A 9,640-nucleotide genomic window follows, 5' to 3' on the forward strand; every position below is an offset into this window, starting at 1 on the left:
CCCCTGCCGCTCCGGGCGCGGCTGCGGCTGCTCCGGCCGCTGGCGCTGCGGCTCCGGCCGCGGGTGCTGCTGCACCTGCCGCTGCTGCCAAGGCTCCCGCCGGCGGCGACAAGAAGAAGTAATCTCTCAAAGCTGGCGCGCGGTCTTTGATCGCGCGCCGAGCGAGGGGCTTGCCGCGTCATGCGACTCTTTGTTGGGCTCGGCAATCCCGGCGCGAAATACGCACGTAACCGGCACAATATCGGCTTCATGGCCGTGGACGAGATCGCGCGGCGTCATGGTTTCGCACCATGGCGCCGTCGTTTTCAGGGCGAGACCTCGGAAGGCGCGCTCGGACCTGAGCGCGTGATCCTGCTCAAGCCCACGACCTACATGAATGATTCCGGTCGCAGCGTTCAGGATGCCGCGAGCTTCTTCAAGATCGCCCCGGGCGACGTCACCGTGTTCCATGACGAACTCGAACTGCCGCCGGGCAAGGTGCGGGTGAAGATCGGCGGCGGCATTGCCGGCCATAACGGCCTGCGTTCGATCTCGGCGCATATCGGCAATGACTACCGCCGTGTCAGGCTCGGCATCGGTCATCCCGGCGTCAAGGAACTGGTGCACGGCCACGTATTGTCGGACTTCGCCAAGGCCGACAACGACTGGGTGACGACGCTGTGCGAGGCGGTGGCCGAGCATGCGGGGCTGGTTGCCAAAGGCACGGACGCGACCTTCGCCAACAGGGTGCATCTCGCCATGCAGGCGAAGGGATTTTTGACCAAGGACGAGAACGGCAAGGAATAACGCTCGTGGGATTCAAATGCGGAATCGTCGGATTGCCCAATGTCGGCAAGTCGACCTTGTTCAATGCGCTGACCGAGACGGCCGCGGCGCAGGCCGCGAACTATCCGTTCTGCACCATCGAGCCGAATGTCGGCGAGGTCGCGGTGCCTGATCCGCGGCTCGACAAGCTCGCGGCGATCGCCAAGTCCGGACAGATCATCCCGACCCGGCTGACCTTCGTCGACATCGCAGGGCTCGTGCGCGGCGCTTCCAAGGGCGAGGGCCTCGGCAACCAGTTCCTCGCCAACATCCGCGAGGTCGACGCCATCGCGCATGTCGTGCGCTGCTTCGAGGATTCCGACATCACCCATGTCGAGGGCAAGATCGCCCCGCTCGCGGACATCGAGACCATCGAGACCGAGCTGATGCTCGCCGATCTCGACAGCCTCGAGAAGCGCGTCGACAACCTCTCCAAGAAAGCCAAGGGCAACGACAAGGACGCCAAGGAGCAGCTCGACCTCGTCAACCGCACGCTGGTGCTGCTGCGCGAGGGCAAGCCGGCGCGTCTCGTCGAGCGCAAGGCGGAAGAAGAGCGCGCCTTTGGCATGCTCGGCCTGCTGTCGTCCAAGCCCGTGCTCTATGTCTGCAACGTCGAGGAAAGCTCGGCCGCGACCGGCAATGCGTTCTCCAAGGCGGTGCAGGAGCAGGCCGCCAAGGAAGGCGCCGTCGCCGTCGTCATCTCCGCCAAGATCGAATCCGAGATCGCGACCATCTCGCGCGAGGAGCGCGCCGACTTCCTGGAGACGCTGGGTCTCGAAGAGGCCGGCCTCGATCGCCTGATCCGGGCCGGCTACACCCTGCTCGACCTCATCACCTATTTCACGGTGGGCCCGAAGGAAGCGCGCGCCTGGACCATCTATCGCGGCACCAAGGCGCCGGGCGCGGCCGGCGTGATCCACACCGACTTCGAGAAGGGTTTCATCCGCGCCGAGACCATCGCCTATGAGGACTATGTCGCGCTGAACGGCGAAGCCGGCGCCCGCGATGCCGGCAAGCTCCGGCTCGAAGGCAAGGAATACGTCGTCGCCGACGGCGACGTGATGCATTTCCGGTTTAATACGTAAGCCGCGAAGAGGTCCGCAGGGTGGGTTAGCCCTGCAGATGCGCGAAGCGCATCTGCTCGGCGTAACCCACCATGCATCGGCAACTGCGGAACGAAGTTGGTGGGTTACGCCTGCGGCTAACCCACCCTACGGCACCTGTGCCGGCCTCACCGCATCCCGCCGCCTTGATCCCGGATCGCGCCGAGATGCTCGTTGATGCGGAAGATGATCAGGATCAGTTCCGCGACGATGCGCGAGAACACGATGCCGACCACGACGCTGGCGATCGACGACAGCAGCACCAGGAAGCCGCCGAACGGGCTGATCGCCATCGCAGCGAGCCCTGAGAAGATGCCGGAGAGGCCGAACAGGCAGATCAGCGCGATCACCAGCCAGTAGAAGGTCTTGATGATCGTCGGCGTGATGAAGCGGTCCCACTGAAACAGGTCGCTGAATGAAAACATTGCTCTCCCCAGGGCAAATCGGACTTCCGGCAGCGTCAACCGACTTGAGGCAGGTCTGGCCCGATTCGTCGAATGTAGCACGAGCCATGCGAGCCGGCGGGTTGAGATTGCCGCAAAGTGCGGCCACAATCTGTCATTTCCGATAGCCAAATCAAAGATGACCCTGACCTTCGAAGACTTCCCGCCGGGCCGGTTCGGAACGTTCGGCCCGCGCCATGTCACCCGCGACGAAATTTTGGCCTTTGCCGCCGAGTTCGATCCGCAACCCATGCATCTGGACGAGGATGCCGCCGCCAGCAGCATGCTGCGCGGCCTGTCCGGCTCGGGCTGGCACCTTTGCTCGCTGATGATGCGGATGATGGCCGACGGTTTCATCACCCGCGCCGCGTCGCTGGGGTCTCCCGGCGTCGACGAGGTGCGCTGGTTGTCGCCGCTCAGGCCGGGTGACGATCTCATGCTCGACGTCGATGTGCTGGAAGCCCGCACCTCGAAGAGCCGGCCCGAGCTCGGCATCGTCAAGTTCAAATGCACCGTGCGCAATGCGACGGGACAGGCGCTGTGCGAGATGACCTCGCCGATCCTGATCGAGCGGCGCGAGGGGGCGGTCTGATGCGGTTCTTCGAGGACATCGCGATCGGCCAGCGCCGCGAGATCGGCGCCTACAATTTCACGGCGGAGTCGATCAAGAATTTCGCCCAAAAATTCGATCCGCAGCGCTTTCACCTCGACGAGGCGGAAGGCAAGAACTCGCTGTTCGGCGGGCTCGCGGCCTCGGGCTGGCATGTCGGCTCGGCCTGCATGAGCCTGCTTGTCGCGGACGGCCAGCGTCTGGCGCGAGAGGCAGCTTCACGCGGCGAGGAGGTCGCGGTGTGGGGGCCATCGCCGGGTTTTCGCGACCTGCGCTGGATCAGGCCGGTGCTCGCCGGCGACACCATCTCTTACGTCAACGAGGTCATCGACAAGCGTACCTCCGCCTCGCGTCCGGGCTGGGGCATTTTGACGGCCCGCACCACCGGCACCAACCAGCGTGGTGAGGAGGTGTACTCCATCACCGCCTCAGCCTTCGTGCCGACGCGCGCGAAGGGTTAGATCTGTTCCAAGATGAACGGCTGAAAAGAGCGCGCGAGTGTTGCCCGCGCGCTATGGACGCGATTCCGGGCGGCTGCCATAAGCCTGCGCAACATGGTTACCGCGAAGCAGTTTTGCGGAACCATCGAGTTGCTAACCAATTATGAACCTGTCGCTGTCTATTTGAAACGAATTGGGCAGAGTACAGGGGACGAGCACAATGGCAGACCGCGGCGCACTCAAGTTTGTTGGATTTATCTTCGCGACCGCGACGCTGGCCGTGATGCTGGTCGCGGGCATGGTGGTGAAGGGCTACGCCGATGGCGCCTACACCCTGGAAGCCTCGAGCATCGACGCGGCCCGGTAAGGGTTCGTTAACTTTTCGGGGCCGCCTGACGGTCCCGCCTCAGCGGCTATAGACGAACGCCAGCACCGCGATCGCAACCGCCAGCAATCCGACAAAGCGCAGCATGATCGTGCCGAACTGGTTCGGCGCGGGCCGCATCGGTATCGGGTCCGTGGTATCGGGCCGAATGCTTTCCATCTGAACTGTCCCCTGAGCCCGCGTAACACCGACGGGCGCTCGGCATTGGTCGCCGGGAAGGGGTGGAAGGTTCAAAAGTACACTCTCGTGTCCCGGACGCGCTGCAGCGTGCAACGCTGCTGCGCAGAGCCGGGACCCATCGCGACGCGCATTCCGGATTGGCCTGGCCCCGACTCTGCGGCGCGTCACCATAGCGCGTCTTAGACGCGCGTAGCTGCGCTTGTGGTGCCGCACCGCGTCCGGGACACGAGAGCGCATCCCGGAATCAAAACCGCCGCGCTCCCTTCCGGGAACGCGGCGGTTCGGTGATGCCTGGTGCGAGCGATCAGCTATTGCGCAGGCCGTCGGCGGCGCGCTTCCACTGCGAGACGTTGTCGGCGATCATGCGAGTCGACTTCATCGCGGCCTGGCTGAGCTGGGCGTAGCCGGAGATCTCGCGCTGGACGCGCTGGCCTTCGGCATGGAGCAGGTCGCGCAGGCTCTCGAGCTCGGAGATCAGATTCTCGATCTCGGCGAGCGAGGTGCCGGCGACGCGCTGGATCAGCGAGTTGACGTTGTTGACGGTGGCCTCCGCGCTGGGGTCGAGCGGCGGCGCGTCGGTGGTGGTCGCCGCCGGGCGGCGCAGGTAGGCGATGTCGTTGCGGACGAAGTCGCGGATGCCGGCTTCGACCTCGGTGACGGCGGCGAGATTGGTGTCGACCGTCTCGGTCTCGGTGGCTTCGATCTTTTCCGGACGCATGGCGTTCATCGGTGTTCCCCTGTTCGCGTTGAGCGCAGCGCGAGTGTCCCCCGCACGACGAGTTCGGCAACCCGACTAGGGCGTCGGATTTTGACCGCAACTTGGCCGAGATACGGCAAGGGCGGACGATTCGGGGGCTTTGCCGTGGCGTATGGTTAGGAGAGTGTGAACGCTGTCGCGGCGATGCATTTCCATCCCTCATGGTGAGGAGCGCGAAGCGCGTCTCGGACCATCCAGGCCAGGCCCGGCTCTGGCAGCGGGGGCCTCGATCCTGCGAGACGCGCTCCCTTGGCGCGCTCCTCAGGATGAGGGGAGAAGGCGCGCGCGGGCTACCAGCTCTTCTTGAAGCCCGCCGTCACGCTCTTGTTGATCGCGCCCTGCGAGGTCTCGCCGACCGAGCCGGAGACGGTGACGTTGTCGAACAGTTTCTGCTCGGCGCCGAACTTGCGCAGCCATTTGTCGTCGGTGGTCGAGAGCGACTGGCCGGCACTGATGCTGGTGCCGGTGTCGGTGATGGTGACCTTGGCGGACTGGTCGGTCTCGTAATTGCGCGTGACGTGGCCGCCGACGCCGGGGAGCGCGGTGGTGCCCTGCTGGTTGACGCTGTAGCCGTTCTGGAGCGTCAGCGACGTGTCGGTCGACAACGGCACCGACTTGGTCAGCGAGGCCCCGAGCTTGCTCTGCTCGGCGCCGGGATCGACACGGGCTTCGACCGCGGTCTTGTCCCAGATCGCGCCTGCGCCGGGCGCGGTCGCGGCGGCCCAGGCGCTGCCGGAGGATTGCGGCAGGTTGCCGCCGTTGGCGGCCTTTTGGGCCAGCAGCTCGGACATCGTCCGCGGCTCGCTCGCCACCGTCATGTCGGCGCCGATGCGGGCGTCCCAGAACGAGGACACCGACTGCTTCACCGTCACCGCCGAGGAGCCGTTCGTGGTGGAATTCGACGACCAGTTCATCCCGTCATTGGCGGCGGCCTGCGCCCGCTTCTTGGCGGCGATGATGTCGCTGAGCGTGCCGGCGTCGATGGCGAGCTGGCTCCAGTCGAGCTTGTCGACGTCGATGCCCTTCATCACATCGGGATCATTGACGCTGGGGGCCTCCGCCGTCTCGGCCTCGTCGTCATCGTCGGGCGCTGCGGCTGTGGCAGGGGCGGGGGAGAAGGGCGGGATGATCTGCGCCGACGCCGTCACCACCGAGCCGAAAATGAGCGCGGCCGCCAGCGGCAGCCTGGTCCAGCCAAAACCTGTCGTGAATTCCATTGCCCTTGCCCGCGAGCCCTGACGCATCCGAGCCGCCAATATAAAGCGGCTTTTGGTGATGACCATGCGCCATTCGGTCCGCTCAATACATGGTGATCTATCGTTGCGAAATTGTGGCGGCTCGCTCCGAAGCCCGATGAGATCAAAAGCAGCGAACCAACGGGCCGCGCGAAAGGCGCGCGCCCGATGACGAGCTTCCCCTGCGACGGGCATCCGGCGGGGCTGGAGGCCAGGACGCGTCGCGGGGAGCATCAGTCGTCGGTCCCGAAAGCGGGGCCCGTTGGTGTCCCTCTCAGCCGACGCCGGTCATCTTCGGCAGATGAATGGCGCGGCCGAGTGCCTGCTCGACCAGGTCGAAGGTGTCGATCAGCACGCGCATGCTGATGAGCTTGCCCGCCCTGAACTGGGCGAATTGCGCGACCCGCAAGGAGATCGGCTTGTTGGAATCCAGCGCCGTCAGCGAATAGCGCAGCATCGAGGCGGCGGAATCGACGCCCAGCATAATGCTTTCGCGGTCGAAGCGGCGAACCCGGAAATTGTCGGCGAGCTGGCGGATGACGTCGAGCACGGCTTCCCTGCCCTGGCGCGCGCCGAGGAACGGAAACATGTCGATCGGGCCATAGAGCGCCCACTCGACGTCCTCGTCGATCAGGGCCTCGATATCCTCGAAATGCCGGTCGTTGATCGCGCGGTGCAAAGCGCGCGAGAAACGCCAGAGGCTGTGCTCTGTCATTTTGGGCAGTCCTGACGCTGGCTTGCAGAAAAACGGAAAACCACCCCATGCACGGCAATGTGCTCCGGGGCGCCTCAACTCATTTGTATACGAACAAAGTACAGGATTTCGGCCAAAACGCAATTCACGTTTTCGCAATGCACAATTGATGGCGCTTTGTGAGATTTACAACAGAACCCCGTATTTTACCGGTCCCTGCCGGGTACGGGTTCCCGTTCGATCGCGATGGCGTCGTCGCGCAGCGCCAGCAGGCCGAACAGCAGGCCGCCGCCGATCCCGCCGATGACGGCGCCCGCAGGCATGAAGGTGAAGAACACCAGCATGCCGCTATAGCCCTCGAAACTGGTGGTTTGTGCGATTTCGACGAAGGCAAGCCCGGCTCCGATGCCGAGCGCGGCCCCGCCCAGCGCACCCAGGAACAGTCCCAAGACAGCAAGCAACACGACCTTCATCGGCGAGCCCCGGCCGGCGTGCACGACGCCCCGGGATGGGTCTGGGGAGCGGGGAGGGAGGTTCAATTCGACGGCAGATCGAATTCGGGTGATCGGCGATCCCGGACATGGAGAGGAAGAACGATCACTCCACCCGCGTCCCCGTGATCAACGGCCCGATCTCGCGCTCCAGCACCTGCTGCACCAGGTCGTAGGAATCGATGATCTCGCGGATCTGCGCCACCTGCCCGCCGCGGAACGTGTAGAACACTGCCATGTCGAACTGCACGACGCGGTCGTTGCTGCGTTTCTTGAAATAGGTGTGCATGTAGGTCGCGACCTCGTCGCCGTCGGCGAGGATGTGCGGCGCCTTGTAGCGGACTTCCGAATAGCGCGACCAGATCGTCTGCCAGAGCTCGCGAAGCTCAGGCTTGCCGTGCCGCGGCACCATGTGCGGCAGCACGTCGATCGGGGCGTGCGTGAGGAAGTCGACGTCGTCGGTGCAGCAGGCCAGCGCCGCCTCGATGTCGCCGCGCGCGAACGCGTCGAGCAGATGCAGCACGCGTTGCCTGTTCAGCTTCTCAACACTCATGCTGCTCCCGCCGTCATTGGCCGTGGATTGCAAACGCGATCGTGCGGTGTGCGGGTCCATCGATCCGCAAAAACACAGGTCGATTGCAGCGTATGACGCGCAAACGCAATACCGGGTTCATGGGGTGCAAGCGCCGGTTGCGCCCGTGCTCGCATGCACGAATTTTAAGCGGCGGTCGCGCATCGTACAATGACGCCGCGTGCCTGGCGGCCGGCGTGCGTTGCCGCATCCGCGCAGGGAACCCGGAGCGATTAGTGCTCGTTGATATCAAAGCCACCGCATCCGGAGACATCGACCCATGAAATCCCCGCTTCTCGCCGCCGCTGCCGCGCTCCTCGTGCTCGGCGCCAGCTCCGCAGCCAACGCCAAGGGCTGCATCAAGGGCGCCGTCGTCGGCGGCGTCGCCGGCCACTATGCCGGCCATCACGGCGTGCTGGGGGCCGCCGCCGGCTGCCTCTACGGCCGCCATCGCGCCAAGGAGCAGGAAAAGCAGCAGCAACAGCAGAGCCAGGTGAACGGGCAGGGCAAGCTGTAAGCTCCGGTCATCCTCAATAGTGCGATCCCGCCGCCGCATCGGCGGTCCGCTCCCTCGCCCCGCTCTTGTCCGCCGTAGCCTTGGCGAAGGCGGATGCGGGGGCGCGACGAGCTTCGCTCGCGCTGAGAGGGTTGGGGTGAGGGGGAGCCTCTCCGGGGACGCTAGCAGTCGGACTCGCGCAGAGTCCTCCTCACCCGAAATTCCCGCCTTCACCGCGAATTTCGACCTCTCCCCGCAAGCGGGGCGAGGTGAACATCGCCGCGTGACCCGCCTCACATCACCCCGGTCCCGCCGCAGCTATCGTCATTGGCATGTCATCTGGGAGACGTGCCATGGCCGCCATCGCCGCCGCAAGAAAGTCCCGCCTGCACAACGCGCTCGAAGGCCTCGCGCTGACCGCGACGCTCCAGAGCTTCCCGACCTTCGCCGCCGCCGCCTTCCTGCTCAAGCTCGCCGGCAACCACGACCTCTCCGGTGACCCCGGCGTCGCCATCTTCGTCGCCATCGCCTCGCTCGCCCACGCGATGCTGGCCGTGACTTTCGGGCCGAGCTTCCCGCATTTGTTCAAGACCGTCTACGAACCGAAATTCTTCGAGGCTCACCTATCGCTCGCCGACAAGATCACGGCATGGCGCACCCAGCCGGTCGCATCCCTCCAGCTCGTGACCATCGTGCTGCTGCTGTCGGTGATGGCGGTGGTGACGGCGAGCGTGGGGTGAACGCATCATGCCCTTCATCACCGCGTCGAAAGCCGGCCCGCTCAACTGGCTCGAAGGCTTTGCCCTCACCACGATTCTCCAGGGTTTTCCGATCTTCGCGGCGGCCTCGCTGATGGTGAAGCTGCTGGGCGACTACCGCGGAGGCAGCCACATCCTCACCATCGCGATGGCGTCGGTCTTCTACAGCATCTTCGTCGTCTCGGCCGGGGCGGCATTCCCGAGGGTCAACAGCGGCTATGAAGCCCAGTTCTTCGACGCGAACCTGTCCCTCTCCGAAAAGATCGCCCGCTGGCGCGCCAAGCCAGCGACGTCGCTGCAGCTCATGGCATCGGTGTTGCTGCTGTCACTGCTGGCGGCAATTGCGGGATGAGGGCCATTCTTTCCGTCATTCCGGGGCGACGCAAAGCGGCGAGCTATGATGCGCAATTGCGCATCTGAGAATCCATAGCCACGACTGGAGCGGACGATTCCCCGCCTCCTACCTCTTCTTCCACCCACCCCGCCGCCCCGGCATCCCACCCGTCGACTTCGGCGCCGGCCCGAACTCCGGCCCCGACTGCCTTGAATCCGTCGGCTGGATGATCCGGCTCGTGCTGCCGAACGGCTTCGCCGGCAGCGTCTGCTTCTCGCGATAGGGCAGCGATTCCGGGCCGTGCATCTCGTCGAGATGCGGCTTGTGGACCTTCGAGCC

The 9,640-nt window shown here is 65.0% G+C and carries 16 protein-coding genes; 8 read left to right on the forward strand and 8 right to left on the reverse strand.

All coding sequences use genetic code 11. The features are described from left to right. Positions 1–180: 180 nt before the first annotated feature. Both pth and ychF read left to right on the forward strand, forming a co-directional pair. A complete protein-coding gene (pth, locus tag PMI42_RS02590) occupies positions 181–786 on the forward strand; it encodes an aminoacyl-tRNA hydrolase (RefSeq protein ID WP_008130308.1) in 606 nt (201 codons plus the stop codon). Between the two features lie 5 nt (positions 787–791). Then, positions 792–1,889 (forward strand): redox-regulated ATPase YchF, encoded by a 1,098-nt coding sequence (gene ychF / locus PMI42_RS02595; protein ID WP_008130309.1) that lies wholly within the window; start codon positions 792–794, stop codon positions 1,887–1,889. Between the two features lie 146 nt (positions 1,890–2,035). Here ychF and PMI42_RS02600 read toward each other — a convergent pair whose 3' ends face one another. Next, a complete protein-coding gene (locus tag PMI42_RS02600) occupies positions 2,036–2,332 on the reverse strand; it encodes a DUF4282 domain-containing protein (protein ID WP_008130310.1) in 297 nt (98 codons plus the stop codon). 157 nt (positions 2,333–2,489) lie between these two features. On the opposite strand from PMI42_RS02600, the gene PMI42_RS02605 reads away from it, so the two are divergent. The 3 genes from PMI42_RS02605 to PMI42_RS39905 all read left to right on the forward strand — a co-directional run bounded on the left by PMI42_RS02605 (position 2,490) and on the right by PMI42_RS39905 (position 3,767). Beyond that, positions 2,490–2,942 (forward strand): MaoC family dehydratase, encoded by a 453-nt coding sequence (locus PMI42_RS02605; protein ID WP_008130313.1) that lies wholly within the window; start codon positions 2,490–2,492, stop codon positions 2,940–2,942. Further along, a complete protein-coding gene (locus PMI42_RS02610; RefSeq protein WP_008130315.1) occupies positions 2,942–3,421 on the forward strand; it encodes a MaoC family dehydratase in 480 nt (159 codons plus the stop codon). Before PMI42_RS02605 ends, PMI42_RS02610 begins: the two co-directional genes overlap by 1 nt. A 199-nt stretch (positions 3,422–3,620) precedes the next feature. Then, positions 3,621–3,767, forward strand: a complete 147-nt coding sequence (locus tag PMI42_RS39905; protein WP_008130316.1) for a hypothetical protein — start codon at positions 3,621–3,623, stop codon at positions 3,765–3,767. A gap of 39 nt (positions 3,768–3,806) precedes the next feature. Here PMI42_RS39905 and PMI42_RS39910 read toward each other — a convergent pair whose 3' ends face one another. The 6 genes from PMI42_RS39910 to PMI42_RS02640 form a co-directional block, all read right to left on the reverse strand. After that, a complete protein-coding gene (locus PMI42_RS39910) occupies positions 3,807–3,944 on the reverse strand; it encodes a hypothetical protein (protein WP_164987744.1) in 138 nt (45 codons plus the stop codon). Between the two features lie 325 nt (positions 3,945–4,269). Next, positions 4,270–4,692 (reverse strand): hypothetical protein, encoded by a 423-nt coding sequence (locus PMI42_RS02620; RefSeq protein ID WP_008130321.1) that lies wholly within the window; start codon positions 4,690–4,692, stop codon positions 4,270–4,272. Between the two features lie 320 nt (positions 4,693–5,012). After that, positions 5,013–5,939: a hypothetical protein gene (locus PMI42_RS02625; RefSeq protein WP_035964301.1), complete on the reverse strand. Its 927-nt coding sequence runs from the start codon at positions 5,937–5,939 to the stop codon at positions 5,013–5,015. A gap of 292 nt (positions 5,940–6,231) precedes the next feature. Continuing rightward, positions 6,232–6,672 carry a nuclear transport factor 2 family protein gene (locus PMI42_RS02630; RefSeq protein ID WP_008130325.1) on the reverse strand — a complete coding sequence of 147 codons (441 nt, stop codon included), beginning with the start codon at positions 6,670–6,672 and terminating at the stop codon, positions 6,232–6,234. Positions 6,673–6,857: 185 nt separating this feature from the next. After that, positions 6,858–7,124, reverse strand: a complete 267-nt coding sequence (locus PMI42_RS02635) for a hypothetical protein (RefSeq protein ID WP_008130327.1) — start codon at positions 7,122–7,124, stop codon at positions 6,858–6,860. 124 nt (positions 7,125–7,248) lie between these two features. Then, positions 7,249–7,695 carry a nuclear transport factor 2 family protein gene (locus tag PMI42_RS02640; protein ID WP_008130328.1) on the reverse strand — a complete coding sequence of 149 codons (447 nt, stop codon included), beginning with the start codon at positions 7,693–7,695 and terminating at the stop codon, positions 7,249–7,251. 298 nt (positions 7,696–7,993) lie between these two features. On the opposite strand from PMI42_RS02640, the gene PMI42_RS02645 reads away from it, so the two are divergent. The 3 genes from PMI42_RS02645 (at position 7,994) to PMI42_RS02655 (ending at position 9,319) form a co-directional block, all read left to right on the forward strand. Then, on the forward strand, positions 7,994–8,230 hold the full coding sequence (locus PMI42_RS02645) for a hypothetical protein (protein WP_008130329.1): 237 nt from the start codon (positions 7,994–7,996) through the stop codon (positions 8,228–8,230). A gap of 332 nt (positions 8,231–8,562) precedes the next feature. After that, positions 8,563–8,949, forward strand: a complete 387-nt coding sequence (locus PMI42_RS02650) for a hypothetical protein (RefSeq protein ID WP_008130330.1) — start codon at positions 8,563–8,565, stop codon at positions 8,947–8,949. Positions 8,950–8,956: 7 nt separating this feature from the next. Continuing rightward, the gene (locus PMI42_RS02655) at positions 8,957–9,319 is read left to right on the forward strand and encodes a hypothetical protein (protein ID WP_008130331.1); all 363 of its coding nucleotides are present in this window, start codon (positions 8,957–8,959) and stop codon (positions 9,317–9,319) included. Between the two features lie 108 nt (positions 9,320–9,427). Here PMI42_RS02655 and PMI42_RS02660 read toward each other — a convergent pair. Continuing rightward, positions 9,428–9,640: hypothetical protein (locus PMI42_RS02660; RefSeq protein ID WP_008130333.1), on the reverse strand; the 213-nt coding region annotated here is incomplete at its 5' end.

The sequence above is a fragment of the Bradyrhizobium sp. YR681 genome (assembly GCF_000282615.1).
Classification (GTDB): domain Bacteria; phylum Pseudomonadota; class Alphaproteobacteria; order Rhizobiales; family Xanthobacteraceae; genus Bradyrhizobium.

Excerpts from the sequence above, each read along its gene's own strand:
- PMI42_RS02605 (WP_008130313.1), top strand. The coding sequence starts at position 2,490 with ATGACCCTGACCTTCGAAGACTTCCCGCCGGGCCGGTTCGGAACGTTC.
- PMI42_RS39905 (WP_008130316.1), top strand. The coding sequence starts at position 3,621 with ATGGCAGACCGCGGCGCACTCAAGTTTGTTGGATTTATCTTCGCGACC.
- PMI42_RS02655 (WP_008130331.1), top strand. The coding sequence starts at position 8,957 with ATGCCCTTCATCACCGCGTCGAAAGCCGGCCCGCTCAACTGGCTCGAA.
- PMI42_RS02630 (WP_008130325.1), bottom strand. The coding sequence starts at position 6,672 with ATGACAGAGCACAGCCTCTGGCGTTTCTCGCGCGCTTTGCACCGCGCG.
- pth (WP_008130308.1), top strand. The coding sequence starts at position 181 with ATGCGACTCTTTGTTGGGCTCGGCAATCCCGGCGCGAAATACGCACGT.
- PMI42_RS02625 (WP_035964301.1), bottom strand. The coding sequence starts at position 5,939 with ATGGAATTCACGACAGGTTTTGGCTGGACCAGGCTGCCGCTGGCGGCC.
- PMI42_RS02610 (WP_008130315.1), top strand. The coding sequence starts at position 2,942 with ATGCGGTTCTTCGAGGACATCGCGATCGGCCAGCGCCGCGAGATCGGC.
- PMI42_RS02640 (WP_008130328.1), bottom strand. The coding sequence starts at position 7,695 with ATGAGTGTTGAGAAGCTGAACAGGCAACGCGTGCTGCATCTGCTCGAC.
- PMI42_RS02645 (WP_008130329.1), top strand. The coding sequence starts at position 7,994 with ATGAAATCCCCGCTTCTCGCCGCCGCTGCCGCGCTCCTCGTGCTCGGC.
- PMI42_RS02620 (WP_008130321.1), bottom strand. The coding sequence starts at position 4,692 with ATGAACGCCATGCGTCCGGAAAAGATCGAAGCCACCGAGACCGAGACG.
- PMI42_RS02650 (WP_008130330.1), top strand. The coding sequence starts at position 8,563 with ATGGCCGCCATCGCCGCCGCAAGAAAGTCCCGCCTGCACAACGCGCTC.
- PMI42_RS02635 (WP_008130327.1), bottom strand. The coding sequence starts at position 7,124 with ATGAAGGTCGTGTTGCTTGCTGTCTTGGGACTGTTCCTGGGTGCGCTG.
- PMI42_RS39910 (WP_164987744.1), bottom strand. The coding sequence starts at position 3,944 with ATGGAAAGCATTCGGCCCGATACCACGGACCCGATACCGATGCGGCCC.
- PMI42_RS02600 (WP_008130310.1), bottom strand. The coding sequence starts at position 2,332 with ATGTTTTCATTCAGCGACCTGTTTCAGTGGGACCGCTTCATCACGCCG.